The sequence below is a fragment of the Streptomyces sp. BI87 genome (assembly GCF_025957665.1).
Taxonomy (GTDB): Bacteria; Actinomycetota; Actinomycetes; order Streptomycetales; family Streptomycetaceae; genus Streptomyces; species Streptomyces albidoflavus.
In genome coordinates, this window is record NZ_CP110079.1 from 2245002 (window position 1) to 2262755 (window position 17754).

16 protein-coding genes and 1 other RNA gene are annotated in these 17754 nt (G+C 72.9%); 3 read left to right on the top strand and 14 right to left on the bottom strand.

Annotated features, from left to right (window positions below; all coding sequences use genetic code 11):
- Positions 1-108: 108 nt before the first annotated feature.
- Positions 109-729: a GNAT family N-acetyltransferase gene (locus tag OIM89_RS09705; RefSeq protein WP_030696382.1), complete on the top strand. Its 621-nt coding sequence runs from the start codon at positions 109-111 to the stop codon at positions 727-729.
- On the opposite strand, the gene OIM89_RS09710 is transcribed toward OIM89_RS09705, so the two are convergent.
- The 7 genes from OIM89_RS09710 to OIM89_RS09740 all read right to left on the bottom strand — a co-directional run bounded on the left by OIM89_RS09710 (position 730) and on the right by OIM89_RS09740 (position 9251).
- Positions 730-1860 carry a uroporphyrinogen-III synthase gene (locus OIM89_RS09710; protein ID WP_238470410.1) on the bottom strand — a complete coding sequence of 377 codons (1131 nt, stop codon included), beginning with the start codon at positions 1858-1860 and terminating at the stop codon, positions 730-732.
- 99 nt (positions 1861-1959) lie between these two features.
- A complete protein-coding gene (locus tag OIM89_RS09715) occupies positions 1960-3021 on the bottom strand; it encodes a hypothetical protein (protein ID WP_264491151.1) in 1062 nt (353 codons plus the stop codon).
- Positions 3018-3473 carry a hypothetical protein gene (locus tag OIM89_RS09720; protein WP_264491152.1) on the bottom strand — a complete coding sequence of 152 codons (456 nt, stop codon included), beginning with the start codon at positions 3471-3473 and terminating at the stop codon, positions 3018-3020. The genes OIM89_RS09715 and OIM89_RS09720 overlap by 4 nt, the downstream gene beginning before the upstream one ends.
- 328 nt (positions 3474-3801) lie before the next feature.
- Positions 3802-5133: an acyltransferase family protein gene (locus OIM89_RS09725; RefSeq protein WP_257381508.1), complete on the bottom strand. Its 1332-nt coding sequence runs from the start codon at positions 5131-5133 to the stop codon at positions 3802-3804.
- Positions 5130-7286 (bottom strand): polysaccharide deacetylase family protein, encoded by a 2157-nt coding sequence (locus OIM89_RS09730; protein ID WP_264491153.1) that lies wholly within the window; start codon positions 7284-7286, stop codon positions 5130-5132. Before OIM89_RS09730 ends, OIM89_RS09725 begins: the two co-directional genes overlap by 4 nt.
- 12 nt (positions 7287-7298) lie before the next feature.
- A complete protein-coding gene (locus OIM89_RS09735) occupies positions 7299-8102 on the bottom strand; it encodes a hypothetical protein (protein ID WP_047470147.1) in 804 nt (267 codons plus the stop codon).
- A 186-nt stretch (positions 8103-8288) separates the two neighbouring features.
- Positions 8289-9251 (bottom strand): LysR family transcriptional regulator, encoded by a 963-nt coding sequence (locus OIM89_RS09740; RefSeq protein ID WP_030696375.1) that lies wholly within the window; start codon positions 9249-9251, stop codon positions 8289-8291.
- An 83-nt stretch (positions 9252-9334) separates the two neighbouring features.
- Here OIM89_RS09740 and OIM89_RS09745 point away from each other — a divergent pair, with 83 nt between their 5' ends.
- Positions 9335-10714 carry an MFS transporter gene (locus tag OIM89_RS09745; RefSeq protein WP_264491154.1) on the top strand — a complete coding sequence of 460 codons (1380 nt, stop codon included), beginning with the start codon at positions 9335-9337 and terminating at the stop codon, positions 10712-10714.
- A gap of 52 nt (positions 10715-10766) precedes the next feature.
- On the opposite strand, the gene ssrA is transcribed toward OIM89_RS09745, so the two are convergent.
- The 5 genes from ssrA to ftsE form a co-directional block, all read right to left on the bottom strand.
- Positions 10767-11153: a transfer-messenger RNA gene (ssrA, locus tag OIM89_RS09750) on the bottom strand.
- Between the two features lie 142 nt (positions 11154-11295).
- Positions 11296-11775 carry an SsrA-binding protein SmpB gene (gene smpB, locus OIM89_RS09755; protein WP_023421837.1) on the bottom strand — a complete coding sequence of 160 codons (480 nt, stop codon included), beginning with the start codon at positions 11773-11775 and terminating at the stop codon, positions 11296-11298.
- An 18-nt stretch (positions 11776-11793) separates the two neighbouring features.
- Positions 11794-12963, bottom strand: coding sequence for a S41 family peptidase (locus tag OIM89_RS09760; protein ID WP_226964342.1), 1170 nt, complete (start codon positions 12961-12963; stop codon positions 11794-11796).
- Between the two features lie 69 nt (positions 12964-13032).
- Positions 13033-13950 carry a permease-like cell division protein FtsX gene (gene ftsX / locus OIM89_RS09765; RefSeq protein WP_003950491.1) on the bottom strand — a complete coding sequence of 306 codons (918 nt, stop codon included), beginning with the start codon at positions 13948-13950 and terminating at the stop codon, positions 13033-13035.
- A gap of 27 nt (positions 13951-13977) precedes the next feature.
- The gene (gene ftsE / locus OIM89_RS09770) at positions 13978-14667 is read right to left on the bottom strand and encodes a cell division ATP-binding protein FtsE (RefSeq protein ID WP_003950489.1); all 690 of its coding nucleotides are present in this window, start codon (positions 14665-14667) and stop codon (positions 13978-13980) included.
- Positions 14668-14979: 312 nt separating this feature from the next.
- On the opposite strand from ftsE, the gene OIM89_RS09775 reads away from it, so the two are divergent.
- Positions 14980-15171, top strand: a complete 192-nt coding sequence (locus OIM89_RS09775) for a hypothetical protein (protein ID WP_264491155.1) — start codon at positions 14980-14982, stop codon at positions 15169-15171.
- A 171-nt stretch (positions 15172-15342) separates the two neighbouring features.
- Here the strand turns inward: OIM89_RS09775 and OIM89_RS09780 are convergent, their stop codons facing one another.
- Both OIM89_RS09780 and prfB read right to left on the bottom strand, forming a co-directional pair.
- Positions 15343-16044, bottom strand: a complete 702-nt coding sequence (locus tag OIM89_RS09780) for an LPXTG cell wall anchor domain-containing protein (protein WP_047470134.1) — start codon at positions 16042-16044, stop codon at positions 15343-15345.
- Between the two features lie 287 nt (positions 16045-16331).
- On the bottom strand, positions 16332-17447 hold the full coding sequence (gene prfB, locus OIM89_RS09785) for a peptide chain release factor 2 (protein WP_030696370.1): 1116 nt from the start codon (positions 17445-17447) through the stop codon (positions 16332-16334).
- Positions 17448-17754 lie beyond the last annotated feature (307 nt).

Consider the following 17754-nt stretch of genomic DNA (forward strand, 5'->3'; position numbering starts at 1 on the left):
CCCGCCACCTGGGCGCCGGGGAAGCCCCCGGGCACCGGCCGGCACCAACCACCGTCCCGCGCCGCCCTGTTGACCGGCCCTGTACGTCTTCCCCCGTAGCCTGTCCCCATGTACGCGCCTGTGAGCATGCCCGCCTTTCTCCCGGCAGGACCGGGGCTCTCGCTGCGGCCCTGGCGGGCCCGCGACGCCCGGGAGCTGATCGACGCCTACCGTGATCCGCTGCTGCGGCAGTTCACCCGCACCTGGCCCGAGGACGAGGCGGGCGCCCGGGCGTGGCTGGCCCGCGAGGAGGCGGGGGCGCGCGACGGCAGCCGCTACTCCTTCGCCGTGGAGCTGGCCGCCCAGGCCCCGGACGGCACCGGACCCGCGCCCTCCGGCGTACGGGAACCCGCGGCGACGGGCCTGCTCGCCGGCTGCGTCGTCCTCAAGGTCTTCCCCCACGACGACGACCGCCCGGCCCGCACCGACACCGCCGAGGTCGGCTACTGGACGACCGCCTCGGTACGCGGCCGGGGCCTGGCCGGCCGTGCCGTACTGGCCCTCGCCGACTGGGCGTTCACCGCGCTGCCGGCGCTGGCCCGCCTCGAACTCCTCCACCAGGTCGACAACGAGCCCTCCTGCCGGGTCGCCGAGAAGGCCGGGTTCCCGCACCACGAGACGCTGGCACCACACCCGCCGGTGTTCCCGCTGCCGGGCCACGTCCACGTACGGCCGCGTCCCGCCGCCTGATCACCCCTCGGGGTCGTCGAGGGCGAGCCGGTAGCCGCGCTTGACCACGGTCTGGACGAGTTCCGGCGCGCCCAGGGCCGTCCGCAGCCGGGCCGTCGCCGACTCCACGGCGTGCTCGTCCCGCCCGGCCCCGGGCAGCGCCCGCAACAGCTCGGCCCGGGCGACGACCCGGCCGGGGTGCCGGGCCAGCATCCGCAGCAGCGCCATGGGCGCTGGCGGCACGGGCCGGGGCTCCCCGTCGACCAGGACCGCGTGGCCGCGCAGCTGCACGCGATGCCCGGCGACGGCCAGCTCCGGGGTACGGGCGGGCAGTTCCTCGCAGAGCCGCTGCACCATCGGCCCGAGCCGGAACCGCTCGGGCTGCACCGGCTCCACCCCCGCCTCCTGGAGCGGCCGCGCGGTCACCGGACCCACACAGACCACCGCCACGTCCCCGTTCACCGCGTCCACCAGCGCCTCCCGCAGCCCCAGCGCCTCGGCCCGGCGGAGCACCGAGACGACGGCGGGCGCGCTGGTGAAGGTGAGCGCGTCCAGGGTGCGCCGTACGGTCGCGTCGACGAGCCGGTCGACGGGGGTGAGGTCGGCGGGCGGCATCCACCGGTAGACGGGCACGCCGACCACCTCGGCCCCGGCCGCCCGCAGCGCCTCCGCGAACCCGGGCACCGGCTCCCCGTGCAGCTGCACGGCCACCCGCAGCCCCGCGACCCCGTCGGCCAGCAGCCGCTCCAGCACCTCCCCCATCGCCTCCGACGCGGGCGACCACTCCTCCCGCAGCCCCGCCGCCCGCACCGCCCCCGTCACCTTCGGCCCGCGCGCCAGCAGCCGGGCCCCGCCGAGCGCCTCCCGCAGGGCCCCGCCGGCACCCCACCCCTCGGCCGCCTCGACCCACCCCCGGAACCCGACCGCCGTACTGGCCACCACGACCTCCGGCGGCCGCGCCACGATCTCCTCGGTGACCTCCCGCAGCTCCCGGTCGTCGGCGAGCGGCACCACCCGCAACGCGGGCGCGTACACCACCTCGGCCCCCCGCCGCCCCAGCAACGCCCCCAGCTCCCGCGCCCGCCGCTCCGCCGTCACCCCGACGGTGAACCCCACCAGGGGCGACGACTCCCCCACACCCGCATCACTCATCGCACGTCCCGCCCTCGTCGCCCGGCGAGTAGGCCGGGTCACCCGTCACTCAGCACCCCTTACGATGCCATTCCGGTGGGGATCGCGGTCCGGCGCGGACTACCGGTTGACCGACTGGATCTCCTGGACCGTCATGTCCTGGGTCGTCTCGAAGGTGCCGTCGGGCAGGCCACCGCCGGCTCCGCCGGTGCCCTCCCAGCTGATCTCCCAGGTGATGGAGGCGCTGAGCTGGTACGGCTTGTCGCTCGCCCGCAGGTAGGTGATGCCGCACGGCGGGTCCTGGTCGGCGCTGCCCTTCCTGTACGGGGTGCCGATGCTGCCGTCGTCGTTGATGCGGCAGGTGCCGTCGGCCGGGAAGGTCTCGGCGTCCTCGGTGCCGGGCTCCAGGGTGAGGCTGACGGGGTGGGCGGTCGTCTCCGCGTACAGGTTGGTGCGGGGCAGTTCGGCGCGGACCACCACGTCCTCGAACTTCCCCTTGTCCAGCCAGACCCAGGTCGGCAGGTTGACCGTCGACCTGGTCTGCGGCCGGACCTCGACCTCGGTGTCCGGCACCTTGACGTGCTCGTAGGCATACTCGGCGAGCATCTGGGGGGTGGGGGCGTTGGGGATCTGGGGGACCTGGTTCTCCGGCATCCAGAACATCAGCCGGCCGCAGTTCCACGCGTCCGGGTGCGAGTCATCCGGGGCGACACCCCGCCAGAAGTAGCCGCCCTTGCCGATGTTGTAGTTCTTGTACCCCTCGGCAGTGCTGTCCTCCTCGTCGTAGAGGTCGAAGTTGTCCCGGGGCTTCCCCTCGTCGTAGTGCTCCTGGAAGCTCGACTGCGGCCAGAACTCGTGCAGGCCGACGGCGCTGATGGAGTCGTCCTCCACGGCCTTCTTGAGCTGCTCAGGGGTGTAGACCGGCTCGTACCAGCACGCGGGCGGCTCCCAGTCGACGTCGATCGGCGCCAGGTTGCCCTTCTTGCCACCGCCACCGCCCTTGATCTGCGAGATCTTGATGGTCGAGTTCTGTACCTGGGCGCCGACCTCCTGCGAGTCACCGCCGCCGGAGCCGCCGGTGGAGGTGTCCGGGAGTTCGTCGGCCCGCGCGGGGTGGGTGAGCAGCGGTATCAGCAGGGCGGCCGCCAGCAGGGACCAGGTGCCGCGCCGGGCGGCGTTCACCGGCTGCACTCCTTCGCCTCGCCCTGGACCTCGATCTGCCCGGCCTGCCAGACGCCGGACTCCCCCTCCTTCTCCCGCATGAGCACGCTGTACTTCTGGAAGCTCTCAGGGCTCTTCTCGGTCCGGTGCACCTCGCCGCTCTCCAGGCTCTTGCTGAAGGTCTGAGACTGGTCGCGGCAGAAGGTCACCAGGACGCCCTTGCCCTCGCCGACCGAGGACGTCCCGGTGTCGTAGTACTGGTCCTTGCCGGTCGGCGTCCAGCCGCCCTTCACCCACTGCTCGATCTGGCCGCGCGCGTACCGGGCCGCCCCGGCCGTCGAGTAGTACTGGTATGCCGCGTCGTCCGGGTCCTGCGCGACGATCCCGTGCCGCATCGCCTGGATGAAACGGAAGGCGTCGTCGAGGGCCGGCTGATGGGCCGCCTCGGACGGCTGCCCCTTGTCCACCACCATGACGGCGTCCTTGGGCAGCCCGATGTCAGGACGCTTGCCTTTCGGCTCGTCGGCGGCCTCGCTCGCCCCCGCCGAAGCCGACCCCCCCCGCCCCCTTGATCTCGTCGGGCCCGCCCGACCCCCCGCAGGCGGTCAAGATGAGGGCGGCGGCTGCGGTCAGCGCCGCGAGGGGCAGGGTGCGACGGGCCACGGTGGGGCTCCTTCTCGTACTGCTCGTGGGGAAACGGAAGGGATGCCCGGCCGGCGGCCGGGCATCCCAAGACGGTACCAACGGACGGAAAGGGGTCCACCGGTCGTACGCGGTTCCTTCACGCCGCACGGGCGAGGTTCACTTGCGGTGGGTGGCCCCCGACTTGGCGGCGGAGCCCCGCTTCGTCCCGTCCGGCCACAGGCGTGGCGGGCGTTTGGCGGCCAGGTCCTCGACCCAGCCCACGGCCAGCACCATGAGCCCGATCAGCGGCCAGACCAGGACGAACATCCACAGGCTGTAGGTGGCGGAGAGGGCGTTGCCCCACTGCGGGTCGTCCATGAAGGGGAGCCGGTAGAGCAGGTCGATCAGCGGGACCGTGGCCATGATGAGCAGGTTGTGCCAGAGGTAGATCGTCACCGCGCGGTTGTTGGAGAGCGTGATGAGCGGGTCCCACTTGGCGAGCCGGCCCGGCAGGGTCTGCCAGGAGGGCGAGTACAGCAGCAGGAGGGTGACGAAGCCGAAGGACCAGGTGGCCTGGGCGAGGGGGATGTCGTTGAGGTCCCAGCCGTCGGGGCCGAGGTGGCCGGAGGCCCACCACAGGCCGAAGGCCATGACGAGGCTGGCCAGGGAGACGGCCAGGTAGCGCGGGATCTCGCGGAGCAGCCCCTGCTGGTGGGCGAAGCCCAGCATCCAGCAGCCGGCGTAGACGGTGAAGTCGGTGACGGCGTTGCCGAGTTCACCGGGGATCTTCACCAGCCCGGTGCCGACGACGGCGGTGAGGGCGAGCGGCGCCAGCATGGTGGGCCACGGGGCGCGCCGGAAGGCCCAGAGGAGGAGCGGGGAGGCGAGCACAAACCAGAGGTAGGCGCGCAGGTACCAGAGGGGCCCGGCGGCCTGCACGGCCCAGGTCTGCTCCAGCAGGCCGGAGGCGTCGCCGATCGACCACGGGTAGGGCGGGGCGCCGACCGGCACCAGGTAGTTGAAGAGTTTGGCCCAGCCCCAGGCGCCCTCGGACTGGCCCGGGTTCCAGCCCGCGTAGGCGAACATCGCCAGCATCAGGGCGCCGAAGACCCACATGGGCGGGAGCAGGCGGCGGACGCGGCTCTTGATGACCCCGGCCGCCGGGCGGGCCAGCGAGCGGGCCATCAGGGAGCCGGCCAGGGCGAACATGACGCCCATGGAGGGGAAGAGGACGGTCAGCCAGGCCCAGCCGAAGATGTGGTAGAGCACGACGCGGACCAGGGCGACCGAGCGCAGGAGGTCGAGGTAGCGGTCGCGGCCGGGCTTCTTCGGGGCTGCGACGGGAGCCGGGGGTTCCTCGGGGTCCGGTACGGCGGCGGGCGCGGGGACCGTCGCGGTGTACGGGCCGGGGACGGTGTACGGGCCGGGGGCGGCGGGCATGCCCGGGACCTGGGGGACGCCGGGGGCGCCCGCCTGCGGGTAGCGGCCGGGCCAGGGGGTCTCGGTCATGCGACAGGCCTCCGCTCGGGCTCGGCGGGGCGGGCGGCGGCGCCGGGCATCTCGACGACGCCGGTGCGGCGGAGCTTCTGCCAGCGCAGGCGGCCGCCGGTGAGGGCGGTGATCCAGGACTGGAGCAGCACGACGTACATCAGCTGCCGGTAGAGGATCTGCTGGAGCGGCAGGGAGACGAGGTGGGTCATGCGTTCCTTGTCGAGCCGGAAGGCGTAGGCGGCGCAGACGGCCTGGATCGCGAGGACGCCGAGCCAGGCGAGGACGGTCTTGCCGGTGTCGCCGAAGACCAGGCCGTAGAGGAGGAAGACGTCGATGAGGGGGGCGAGCAGCGGCGCCAGGACCATGAAGAGGGAGACCAGGGGCAGGCCGACGCGGCCGAAGCGGCCGGAGGGGCCCTTCTCGACGAGGGCGCGGCGGTGCTTCCAGATGGCCTGCATGGTGCCGTAGCTCCAGCGGTAGCGCTGGGACCAGAGCTGCTGGACGGACTCGGGGGCCTCGGTCCAGGCGCGGGCGTTCTCCGCGTAGACGACCTTCCAGCCGTCGCGGTGGAGGGCCATGGTGACGTCGGTGTCCTCGGCGAGGGTGTCCTCGCTCATGCCGCCGATCCGCTCCAGGGCGCTGCGGCGGAAGGCGCCGACCGCGCCGGGGATGGTCGGCATGCAGCCGAGCACGTCGTACATGCGGCGGTCGAGGTTGAAGCCCATCACGTACTCGATGTGCTGCCAGGCGCCGAGGAGGGTGTCGCGGTTGCCGACCTTGGCGTTGCCCGCGACGGCGCCGACCCTCGGGTCGCCGAAGGGCTGGACCAGTTCGCGGACGGTGGCGGCCTCGAAGACGGTGTCGCCGTCCATCATCACGATGAGGTCGTGGCCGGCGTTGGCGAGGCCGCGGTTGAGGGCGGCGGGCTTGCCGGCGTTCTGCTGGCGGACCACGCGCACGTTCGGGATGCGCAGGTCCTCGACGATGCGCGCGGTGCCGTCGCTGGAGCCGTCGTCGATGACGATGACCTCGACCGGATGGTCACTGGCGGTCAGCGAGGTGACCGTGTTGACGATGCATTTCGCCTCGTTGTACGCGGGCACCAGCACGGTGACCGGTTCGGTGACCGGCGGGCCCCAGCGGAACTTGCGCGAGCGCACCTTGCGGGCGTGGATGAAGGAGAGCACCAGCATCAGCCCGAAGCGGGCGAAGACGAGGACGCCGATGACGGCCAGCCCGGCCACCAGGACCCCGGTGACGTTCTCGGAGATCCCGACGGCGGTGACCCAGGCGACGCCCTGCCAGCGGGCGGCGCCGGTGACGGGGGTGTGGGCGCTGGGCGCGTTCAGGGCCTCGGTGAGGTTGGTGAACTCGTACCCCTTCTCCTTCAGCGAGGGCAGGAAGCGGTCGAGGGCCTCGACGGTCTGCGAGCGGTCGCCGCCGGAGTCGTGCATGAGGACGATGGCGCCCTCGCCGCCGCGCGGGGTGGCGCGGCGGATGATCTCGTCGGCGCCGGGGCGCTTCCAGTCCTCGCTGTCGGTGTTGTTGACGACGGTGAGGTAGCCGAGCGAGCCGATGTACTCGGTGACCGGCCAGGACTTGTTGTCCATGGCGTTGGAGAACGAGGAGTACGGCGGCCGGAACAGCGAGGTCCGCACCCCGGCGGCGCCGGCCAGGGCCAGCTGGTTCTGGGTCAGCTCCCAGTCGATGCGGCTCCGGGACTGGAAGGAGAGGTCGGGGTGGTTGAAGGTGTGCAGCCCCAGCTCGTGGCCCTCGTCGACCATCCGCTTGACCAGCTCGGGGTGGCGGGAGGCCATCGTCCCGGTGACGAAGAAGACCCCGTGCGCGTCGTGTTCGGCGAGCACGTCGAGGACCTTCGGGGTCCACTCCGGGTCGGGGCCGTCGTCGAAGGTGAGGACGAGCTTGTGGTCGGGGACGGAGAAGGTGGCGGGCTTGCCGTCGCGCTGGGCGATGACCGGGCCGCCCTCGATGATCTCCTCGGGCACCTGGTCGGTGGCGGCGGGCGGCTGGACGCGGTGGTCGGCGAGTATCTCGCTGTGCACGTAGCCGCGGAGCATCAGCATGGCGCTGAGGGCGACGAGGAAGAGCGAGGGCAGCAGATACCTGAGCGGCAGTCTGCGGCGCCGCGCCGCGCGGGAACGGGAAGTCATGGCGATACGGCCTCAGGCGGCCTGGTTCTCCTCGGGCGGGGCGGTGCGCGCCAGGGTGTGGACGGTGGGTGGTGCGGTGGTGGCCGGGCGGGCCTGCGGCACGGTGCCGCCGCCGTCGCCGGGCGGGGTCTCGGGCTCGCCCGGCGGGTCCTCGGACTCGGCCGGGGGCTGCTCGGACTGGGTCGGGGGGTCGACGGGCGTGCCGGGCCCCCGGGTGTCGGTGGGCTTGGGGTCCGGGGCGGCCGGGGAGGTCGCGGGGGGCTCGGGGTCCGTGCCGGTGTCCGGCCGCCCCGGCGTGCCCGCGGGACCGTCGCCGCCGCCGGCGCTGCCGGACGGGGCGTCCGGGGCCTCGCTCGTCCCGGCCACGGGGGCGGTCCCGTCGGCGGGCAGGGTCGCGTCGCCGGGGTCTTCCGTGGCGCCGGCGGACTCCTCGGGCAGACCCGGGGTGTCGACGGAGGCCGGGCGTTCGGCCTCCGGGCCGGGCAGCGGCACCCAGGGCGCGGAGGAGTTGCCGGAGAAGAGCGTGGCGACGACCACCAGGGCGTACCCGGCGAAGGCGATGCCGCAGGCCAGCCCGATCCGCCGCAGGTGGCGGCCGCGCCGGCCCGACTCGTCGACGAAGACCGGCCCGTCGGCGGGCTCCTGGAGCGGCCGGGGCTGCGGTTTGGCGTGGGCGCCGCGCGGCCGCCGGGCACCTTCGAGGTGGCGGCCGATGCCGTCCATCTGGATGGTGACTTCGAACGGGTCGTGAACGTGCGGTGCGGCGGGCGGCCTGCCCCCGCCCGGCCCGTCGGCCCCGTCGTCGATCCGGTTCACGGGTGCTTCTTCCGGTGTTACGGCCATGGTGCGGCGCCACTCCCCCATCAAGGTGTCCGGGCGCACGGAACGAAGAACCGGGACTGCCGTCGGACCGAGCCCCCACCCCGTCCGAGCGCCCCCCTATCACACAGAGCCCGGACCAAGAATGTAGCGCACGCCGGAATCAGAAGTACTTCTGTGGTGTCACGGTTGACCCATGCTTTGACGGTCGGCCTCCGGCAGCCAGGAACCGGGCGGCGCTTCGAGCCAGTGTTCGGTACGGGCGAGAGTGGCGGCCGCGCTCCGTACGGCGTCCAGCGCGGGGTGCCGCAGCCCCTTGCGCCACACCAGGGAGACCGGGGAGAGCGGCACGGGATCGGTCAGCGGGCGCAGCACGCACCCCGGCATGGGCGGGAAGTCGACCACGGCGAGCACCGGATGCCGGTACTTCGCCATGACACGTTCGAATTCCTCACGGCCGACGGCGAGCGGCGCGGGCGGCGAGACGCGGATGCCCCGCCCGGCGAAGAGCGCGTGGGCGAGAGCGGTCCACTCGGGGGTGCGGGGGTTGCCCGCGCCCGCGTAGACGTACTCCCCGGCGAGGGCGCCGAGCGGCACCTCGGGCAGGGCGGCGAGCGGGTGGTCCTCGGGCAGGACGACGGCCATCGGCTCCAGCCGTACGGGCTGGTGGTCGAGCTGGTCGCGCAGGGCGGGTTCGAGCCCGGCCCAGCGGCCGAAGGAGGCGTCGAGGCGTCCGGCGCCGATCTCCAGGGCGGCCCCGGTCAGCCCGCTCTCGTAACGGGCCATCACCTCCAGTTCGGGGACGAGGCGGCGGGCGTGCTCCAGGACGCGTTCGAAGACGAGGCCGGGCGAGTTGACGTCGACCAGCAGGGGCCTGGCCTGCCCGAAGGCGCTCCCCAGCTCCTCGTAGGCGGCGAGGACGCGACGGGCGTGGGGGACGAACCGCTCGCCGTCGGCGGTGAGTTCGGCCCGGCGGGTGGAGCGGACCAGCAGTTCGGTGCCGAGTTCCGCCTCCAGCCGCCGCACGTCGCGGCTGAGGGCCTGCTGGGCGACGTAGAGGCGGGCGGCGGCCCGGGTGAAGTGGAGTTCCTCGGCGACGGCGAGGAAGGCGCGGAGCAGGCGCGGCGCGGGCTCGGGCGGTGACATCCGGCGAACCTACAACGAAAGTGCGTGAATGCGGGCTCCAGAGGTGTTGGACCCCCGCGAGGGGCCCGCCGCAGACTCCTGCCATGCCCTCCCTCCCCGCGCTCCGGCGCCGCCCCGCCCTGCCCGCCACCGCCCCGCTCCTCGCGGTCACCGGCCACACCCTGGCCGTGGCGGCCCCCGGCCCGCCCCCGGGCTCAGGTCCGGGCGGCCCACCGCCACCACCTCCGCGCCGCCGCCCCCGCGAGGCGGCCACCACCGGGTCCGGCCCGTCCGGGTACCTGGCCCTGCTCCGCCTCCCCGGCGCCACCGCCTTCACCCTCGGCGGGCTGCTGGCGCGGCTGCCCGCCGGGATGTTCTCGGTCAGCGCGGTCCTGATGATCGCCGCCTCGCGGGGCTCGTACGCGCTGGCCGGGGCCGTCACGGCGGCCGGGCTGGCCGCCACCGCGCTGGTCGCCCCGTGGACGGCCCGCCTCGTCGACCGCTACGGCCAGCGCCGCGTCGCCCGGCCCGCCGCGGCGCTGGCCGTCTGCGGCGCGCTCGCCCTGGTGGCCTGCGTCCGCCTCGACGCCCCGGCCTGGACCCTCTTCGCGGCGTACGCGGCCACCGCCACCGTCCCCAACGCCGGGGCGATGGCCCGCGCCCGCTGGCAGGTCCTGCTCGGCGAGGACCCGGCCCGCCGGCACACCGCGACCTCCTTCGAGCAGGCGGTGGACGAGGTCTGCTTCATGGCCGGGCCCGCGCTCGCCGCCGTCCTGTGCACCGCCCTCTTCCCGGAGGCGGGCACCCTGACCGGGGTGGCGCTGCTGGCCGTCGGCATCACCCTGTTCACGGCCCAGCGCGCCACCGAGCCGAGGCCGCACCCGCGCCCCGCCGCGGGGAGCGCCGCCCCGCTCCGCCGGCCGGGCACCGCCCCGCTGCTCGCCGTCTTCCTCGCCACCGGGATCGTCTTCGGCACCCTGGAGGTCACCACGCTCGCCTTCGCCGACAGCGCAGGCCACGCGGCGGCGGGCGGCCTGATCGTGGGCCTCCAGGCGGCCGGGTCCTGCGTGGCCGGGCTGGTCTACGGGGCCAGGGCACCGGCGGGCCCGGCGGCGGCCCGGCTCCCGGTCCTGCTGGCCCTGCTCGCCGGCGCCCTCGCCCTGCCCGCCCTGGCCGCCACCACCGGTTCGGCGGCGCTGCTGGCCCCGGCGGTGCTGTGCGCGGGCATGGCCACCGCCCCCGTGATGATCACCGCGATGACCCTGGTCCAGCACCGCACCCCGCCGGCCCGCCTCAACGAGGGCCTCACCCTCGCCGTCACCGCGATCCTCACCGGCATCGCCCTGGGCTCGGCCCTCGCCGGCCAGACCGCCGACCACCTCGCCCCCGGCACCGGCTACACCGTGGCCCTCGCGGCGGCCTGCGCCGCCATCGCCCTCGCCACCCGCCTGCGCGCCCCGGCACTGTCCGGCGTACGGGGGTGAGAACACGACGAAGCCCCTGGTCCGGGGACCAGGGGCTTCGCCTACATGGGAATTGTGGAGATGGCGGGAATCGAACCCGCGTCCAACGGTGCGGAACCAGGGCTTCTCCGAGTGCAGTTCGCTGCGCTTTTCTCGGCCCCGGCGATCACGCGAACAAGTCGCCGACAGGCCCAGTCACTGTTTGGTTTCCCACCAGACCCCGTGACCGGGTCTAGTGGTTTAGTTCCCTAATTGATGCCAGGGTCCGGGTCGGGAACAGCCCCGGGCTGACACTCCGCAGAGTCTTCGCAGCTACCTAATCAGGCAGCGAGGGCGAAGGCGGAGGAATCGCGCTTGGTATTGGCGATTATTTTTTGCGACATGTGGTTTACGAGATCATTGCCGCTTCCTCGACTCGCTTCCCCTGCTTCGACATCCGCTGTCGAAACCGATCATCCCCATGTGGTGTTTTCAAAGTGGACCGGAATCAGAGAACCGAAGCCTCGGTCCCGAGCTCCCGGCCCGGCCGTCCCGTCGTGCGGGACGTTTCCCATCGTACGTGACCAACGCCTGCCCGTGCCAGCCTATTCCCGGCGGCCCGGTCAGGCGCGCTGCTTGCGCCGCACCGCCGACATGGCGCGCTCGGCCTCACGGCGGTCCTGCTTCTCCCGCAGGGTCTGCCGCTTGTCGTACTCCTTCTTGCCCTTGGCCAGCGCGATCTCGACCTTGGCGCGGCCGTCCTTGAAGTACAGGGCGAGCGGCACGATGGTGTGGCCGGTCTCCTGGGACTTCGACTCCAGCTTGTCGATCTCCTCCCGGTGCAGCAGCAGCTTGCGCTTGCGGCGCGCCGAGTGGTTGGTCCAGGTGCCCTGGCTGTACTCGGGGACGTGGACGTTGTGCAGCCACGCCTCGTGCCCGTCGAGCTGGACGAAGCCGTCGACGAGGGAGGCCCGGCCCTGCCGCAGCGACTTCACCTCGGTACCGGTGAGGACCAGGCCGGCCTCGTAGGTGTCGATGATGAGGTAGTCGTGGCGCGCCTTCTTGTTCTGGGCGATGAGCTTGCGCCCTTTTTCCTTAGCCATAGTCCCGCCATCTTCGCATCAGGAGGGGGACCCGAGGCCACTCAATACCGTCTCGGCCCGCTCGGCGACGTCCCCGCCCTCCGCCTCCAGGTCGGGGGTGAGGCCGCGCCCGTCGAGGCCCCGGCCGGAGGGGGTGCGGTAGTGGCCGACGGTCAGCTCGGCGACGGAGCCGCCGGGCAGCCGGGTCGGCATCTGCACGGACCCCTTGCCGTAGGTGCGGCTGCCGACGACGACCGCGCGGCCCCGGTCCTGGAGCGCCCCGGCCAGCAGTTCGGCGGCGCTCATGGTGGCGCCGTCGACCAGGACCACCACCGGGCGGCCGGTGTCCCCGCCGGGCCTGGCGTGCAGGGAACGCGGCTCGCCCCGCACGTCGTAGGTGGCGACCAGGCCGCCGTCGAGCAGGGCGGAGGCGGTGGTGACGGCCTCGGTGACCAGGCCGCCGGAGTTGCCGCGCAGGTCCAGGACGAGGCCGGCCCGGCCGGGGGCGGCGGCCAGCGCGGAGCGCACCTCGTCGCCGGAGCCCTTGGTGAAGGCGGTGACCTTGATGCGGACCGCGCCGTGCGGCAGCCGGCCCACCGTGACGGACTCGGTGTGCAGCCGGGCCCGGCTCAGGGTGTGGACGCGGGCACGCCCGGAGCGTTCGGTGGCGAGGGCGACCTGGCTGCCGGGGACGGCGTCGGCGCCGCCGCGCAGCAGGCGGACCACCTCGGTGCTGGGCAGTCCGGTCACGGGGCGCCCGTCGATGGCGCGGAGCAGGTCGCCGGGGCGTACCCCGGCGCGCTCGGCGGGGCCCGCCTCCTGCACGCGGGCCACCTCCACGGCGCCGTCGGCGCGGGCGCGGACCCTGAGGCCGACCCCGGTGTAGCGGCCGTCGAGGGCCTGCTCGAAGGCGGCGTACTCCTCGGGGTCGTAGACCGTGCCCCAGCGGTCGCCCGAGCGGCTGACGGCCTCGGCGGCGGCGTCGGCGCCGGACTTGCCGTCGGCCTCGGCCCGGGCGGCGGCCTCCACGACGGCGTCATGGGCGGCGGCGGGGGCCTGGGCGGCGGGGCGGTCCCCGGCGTCCGGGCGGTCGTCGCCGGGGAGGCCGCAGGTGAGCTGGGCCGCGGCGACTCCGGTCGCCACCAGGGTCAGGGCGAGGGCCCCACGGCGTCCGGCCCGGGGCCGGGAGAATGCGCTGAGACCCGACATGCGGGTGAGTCTAGGACAGAAGGAAGCGCCCCACGGAGGGCTCTCCGTGGGGCGCTCGGGGGACATCTGTCACACCTTCAGATACTTGCGCAACGCGAAGAAGGCCGCGAGCGCCGGCATCAGCACACTGGTGGCGAGGATCAGCGGGAGCTTGGTGAGGACCGCGTCCCAGCCGATGAAGTTGATGAGGTTGAGCTTCTCGGAGAGGGCCAGGCCGTTGTCGATGATGAAGTACCGGCCGAGCACCAGCATGGCGGAGGCGCCGATGCCGCCGATGAGCCCGGCGACGGCGGCCTCCATGATGAACGGCGCCTGGATGTAGAAGCCGGAGGCGCCGACGAGCCGCATGATGCCGGTCTCGCGCCGCCTGCTGAACGCCGAGACCCGGACCGTGTTGACGATCAGCATCAGCGCCACGACGAGCATCAGCGCCATCACCGCCCGCGCCGCCCAGTTCATGCCGCCGAGCATGACGAACAGGTTCTCCAGGATGCCCTTCTGGTCCTGGACGGACTGCACGCCGTCACGCCCGGCGAACGCGGAGGCGATGACCTTGTAGTTCTCCGGGTCCTTCAGCTTGATGCGGTACGACTCCTGGAGCTGGTCCGGGGTGAGCGAGCTGGCCAGCGGCGAGTCCCCGAACTGCTCCTTGTAGTGCTTGTACGCCTCGTCGCTCGACTCGTGGACGACCTTGTCGACCGTCGGCATCTTCTTGAGGTCGACGAGGATCTGCTTCTTCTGCTCGCCGGTGACGGCGCCCTTGGCGCAGTTGGGGTCGGTCTCGCCGTCACTCTTGTTGCACAGGAAGATGGAGACGTTGACCTTGTCGTACCAGAAGCCCTTCATCGTGTTCACCTGGTCGCTCAGCAGGAGCGAGGCGCCGAACAGGGCGAGGGAGAGGGCCACGGAGACGACGACCGCGAAGGTCATCGTGAGATTGCGACGGAGACCGACGCCGATCTCCGACAGGACGAACTGGGCGCGCATGGCGTCCTTTCAGTGATCTGGGTGGTCTCAGTGCTGGTAGCCGTAGACGCCGCGGGACTGGTCGCGGACGAGGCGGCCCTTCTCCAGCTCGATGACGCGCTTGCGCATCTGGTCCACGATCTGCTGGTCGTGGGTGGCCATGACCACGGTGGTGCCGGTCCGGTTGATCCGGTCGAGCAGCTTCATGATGCCGACCGAGGTCTGCGGGTCGAGGTTGCCGGTCGGCTCGTCGGCGATGAGGAGCTTGGGGCGGTTGACGAAGGCGCGGGCGATGGCGACGCGCTGCTGCTCACCGCCGGACAGCTCGCCGGGCATCCGCTCCTCCTTCCCGCCGAGGCCGACCAGGTCGAGGACCTGCGGGACGGACTTGCGGATCTCGCCGCGGGACTTGCCGATGACCTCCTGCGCGAAGGCGACGTTCTCGGCCACCGTCTTGTTGGGCAGCAGCCGGAAGTCCTGGAAGACCGTGCCGAGCTGGCGCCGCATCTGCGGCACCTTCCAGTTGGAGAGCCGGGCCAGGTCCTTGCCGAGCACGTGGACCTGCCCCTGGCTGGTGCGCTCCTCGCGCAGGATCAGCCTGAGGAAGGTGGACTTGCCCGAACCGGACGACCCCACGAGGAACACGAACTCGCCACGCTCGACCTCCAGGGAGACATCCCTGAGTGCGGGGCGGTTCTGCTTGGGGTAGGCCTTGGAGACATTGTCGAATCGGATCACGAAAGCACCACGTGTCGCCGGGGGTAGGTGAGCGTGACCCTACGCGAAGGCGCTGTGAGGGCGCAGGCGACGGTCCGTGATGCGCGGTTGTTCCCGGCATCTTCCGGACAATGCGGGTCAAGGGCTCGTGCCGCGCGCCCGTGTGAGGGGATCGTGAGGGCGTACGGGGGCGCCCGGACCGCGCCTCGGGGCGCGGATGCTGGCACAGTGGAAGAAGGCCCCGGGAACGCGCGCGGCGCTGTCGGCGTTGACGCCGGTGGGGCCCGGCCGGACCGGCGCGAGGTCCCGCCCGGGAGCGGGAGAGGAGAGCGGATGACCTACGACAGGCTGGTGTGCGCGAACTGCGCCTCACCGGTCAGCGAGGGCCGCTGCCGGGTGTGCCGGGCACATCGCGAGCGGTTGCGCCAGGAGGGCCCCTTCGGCGGGCTGAGCCCGGCGGTGCTGGCGGCGCTGGCCGCAGTGCTGCTGCTGGCCCTGGCCCTGCTGGTCGCCCAGGCCGTCTGAGCGAGCACCCGCCCCACATACGCGGAGAAGGCCCGAGGGGCCGGTCCCGGACGCCGGCTGCGTCCGCGGACCGGCCCCTCGGCCTTGCGCGTCTCCTACGGTCCGTACGGGCCCTGAGGCCCGTACGGACGGCTCACCCGGCGTGCCGGGTCACCGCTGCCGAGCCGTGGCTCAGGCGGCGGCGCCGCCGTCACGGCCGCCCACGAGGCGGGGCAGCAGCCGGAAGCCGATGCCGCCCGCGATCATGGTGGCGGCGCCGACCAGCAGGAACGTGGTCTCGGCGGCGCCGGTCTCGGCCAGCTCCTCCTTGGCCTTGCCCTGCGCGACGGGCTGCTGCCCGGCGCTGTCGGGGTTCGTGTTGACGTCGTCACCGGTGCCACCGTCGGGGCCGGTGCCGTCACCCGGGAGGGTCGGGTCGGCGCTCGGGTCCTCGGACGGGTCCGGGGTGCCGGGCTCGGTCGGGTCCGGCGTACCGGGGTCCGTCGGGTCCGGGCTGCCCGGGTCCGTGGGCTCCGGGTCGGTCGGCTCCGGGTCCGTCGGCTCGGGGTCCGTGGGCTCGGGGTCCGTCGGCTCCGGGTCGGTCGGCTCGGGGTCCGTCGGGTCCGGCTCCGTGGGCTCGGGGTCCGTCGGCTCCGGGTCGGTCGGAATCTCGGTCGGCTCGGTCGGGTCCGGCTCCGGCTCCGGGTCCTCGTCGCCGGCCTGGATGCCGAGCTCCAGGCCCTGCTCGTCGGCCTGGACGGAGGCGCCGAGGCCGCCGGCCTCCACATCCACGCTGAGGGCCTGGGCGGCCCCCGCTGCGGTCAGCGAGGCACCTGCGGCGATCACGGCACCGGCCGCGATCCGTGCCACGCGAATCCGCGTCTTCTTGGTCATCTGCCTGCTACCCCCTGTAGCTCATTCGTCTGAGAGGCGGCGCCAGGGGCAGGCGGACACCGGGGGCTCATGAGATCCCGCCCCCCGTTTCGCTCACACATGCCCCAGTGGAACGCATGCCGCGCGTCAGCCTTGCCAGTTTCCGCGGGGGCGTCAAGGCCGTTCCGTACGTGATGTCAGGTATACGACGACTTGATGGTGTGAGGGTGTGGTGACTGTGACGAAAAAGGCAACTGCCACCTCTTGGGCGGCAGTTGCCTTGTCGACAAAGCGTGCGGGACGGGCGCTTACTCCGCCTGCTGCTCGCGCTGCTTGCGCCAGCGGATACCGGCCTCCAGGAAGCCGTCGATCTCGCCGTTGAAGACCGCTTCCGGGTTGCCCATCTCCTCCTCCGTCCGCAGGTCCTTGACCATCTGGTACGGGTGGAGGACGTAGCTGCGCATCTGGTTGCCCCAGGAGTTGCCGCCGTCGCCCTTGAGCGCGTCCATCTTGGCCTGCTCCTCCTGGCGGCGCCGCTCCAGCAGCTTGGCCTGGAGGACGTTCATCGCGGAGGCCTTGTTCTGGATCTGCGAGCGCTCGTTCTGGCAGGAGACGACGATGCCGGTCGGGAGGTGGGTCAGGCGCACCGCCGAGTCGGTGGTGTTGACGCCCTGGCCGCCGGGGCCCGAGGAGCGGTACACGTCGACCCGCAGCTCCGACTCGTCGATCTCGATGTGGTCGGTCTGCTCGACCACCGGGAGCACCTCGACGCCGGCGAAGGAGGTCTGGCGGCGGCCCTGGTTGTCGAAGGGGGAGATGCGCACCAGGCGGTGCGTGCCCTGCTCGACGGAGAGCGTGCCGTAGGCGTACGGGGCCTGGACGGCGAAGGTGGTCGACTTGATGCCGGCCTCTTCCGCGTACGAGGTCTCGTAGACCTCCGTCTTGTAGCCGCGCTGCTCGGCCCAGCGCAGGTACATCCGCTGGAGCTTCTCCGCGAAGTCGGCCGCGTCGACGCCGCCGGCCTCGGCCCGGATGTTCACCAGGGCCTCGCGGGCGTCGTACTCGCCGGAGAGGAGGGTACGGACCTCCATCTCGTCCAGCGCCTTGCGGACCGAGGCCAGCTCGTTCTCCGCCTCCGCGCGGGTGTCGGCGTCGTCCTCCGCCTCGGCCAGCTCGAAGAGGACACCGAGGTCGTCCAGGCGCGACCGCAGAGCCTCGGTCTTGCGGACCTCGGCCTGGAGGTGGGAAAGCTTGCTCGTGATCTTCTGGGCCGCTTCGGGGTCGTCCCAGAGGGACGGGGCCGCTGCCTGCTCCTCGAGCACGGCGATTTCTGCCCTCAGCCTGTCGAGGTCGAGGACGGCCTCGATCGACTCCATGGTGGAGGAGAGGGACTTCAGCTCTTCGGATACATCGACGACTGCCACGCGTCCAGCGTAACGGCTGGGACGGGCTGCCGTGCGGGGCGCCCTTCGGGCGCGGGTCGGGGGTGCGGCTTGTCACATGGGGGCCCTGGGGCCGGGCGGGCCTTGGCGGGGGGCCTTGTGGCTCGGGGCTGGTCGTGGGCGCCGCTGCCCGGGGGTGTCCTCAGGCGCCGGACGGGCTGGGGGCGGGGCCCCTGGCAGGGTGGCGGGAGGGCGACTGGCCCTGGCCGCCTCCGTCACCGACTGTCCTCAAGCGCCGGACGGGCTGGGGTGGCGCCTGGCGCGGGCGGTGGGGCCGGTCATCGGCCGT

Excerpts from the sequence above, each read along its gene's own strand:
- OIM89_RS09745 (WP_264491154.1), top strand. The coding sequence starts at position 9,335 with ATGCCCTCCCTCCCCGCGCTCCGGCGCCGCCCCGCCCTGCCCGCCACC.
- OIM89_RS09710 (WP_238470410.1), bottom strand. The coding sequence starts at position 1,860 with ATGAGTGATGCGGGTGTGGGGGAGTCGTCGCCCCTGGTGGGGTTCACC.
- OIM89_RS09720 (WP_264491152.1), bottom strand. The coding sequence starts at position 3,473 with ATGGTGGTGGACAAGGGGCAGCCGTCCGAGGCGGCCCATCAGCCGGCC.
- OIM89_RS09705 (WP_030696382.1), top strand. The coding sequence starts at position 109 with ATGTACGCGCCTGTGAGCATGCCCGCCTTTCTCCCGGCAGGACCGGGG.
- OIM89_RS09725 (WP_257381508.1), bottom strand. The coding sequence starts at position 5,133 with ATGACCGAGACCCCCTGGCCCGGCCGCTACCCGCAGGCGGGCGCCCCC.
- OIM89_RS09740 (WP_030696375.1), bottom strand. The coding sequence starts at position 9,251 with ATGTCACCGCCCGAGCCCGCGCCGCGCCTGCTCCGCGCCTTCCTCGCC.
- smpB (WP_023421837.1), bottom strand. The coding sequence starts at position 11,775 with ATGGCTAAGGAAAAAGGGCGCAAGCTCATCGCCCAGAACAAGAAGGCG.
- OIM89_RS09775 (WP_264491155.1), top strand. The coding sequence starts at position 14,980 with ATGACCTACGACAGGCTGGTGTGCGCGAACTGCGCCTCACCGGTCAGC.
- ftsX (WP_003950491.1), bottom strand. The coding sequence starts at position 13,950 with ATGCGCGCCCAGTTCGTCCTGTCGGAGATCGGCGTCGGTCTCCGTCGC.
- OIM89_RS09730 (WP_264491153.1), bottom strand. The coding sequence starts at position 7,286 with ATGACTTCCCGTTCCCGCGCGGCGCGGCGCCGCAGACTGCCGCTCAGG.
- OIM89_RS09780 (WP_047470134.1), bottom strand. The coding sequence starts at position 16,044 with ATGACCAAGAAGACGCGGATTCGCGTGGCACGGATCGCGGCCGGTGCC.
- OIM89_RS09760 (WP_226964342.1), bottom strand. The coding sequence starts at position 12,963 with ATGTCGGGTCTCAGCGCATTCTCCCGGCCCCGGGCCGGACGCCGTGGG.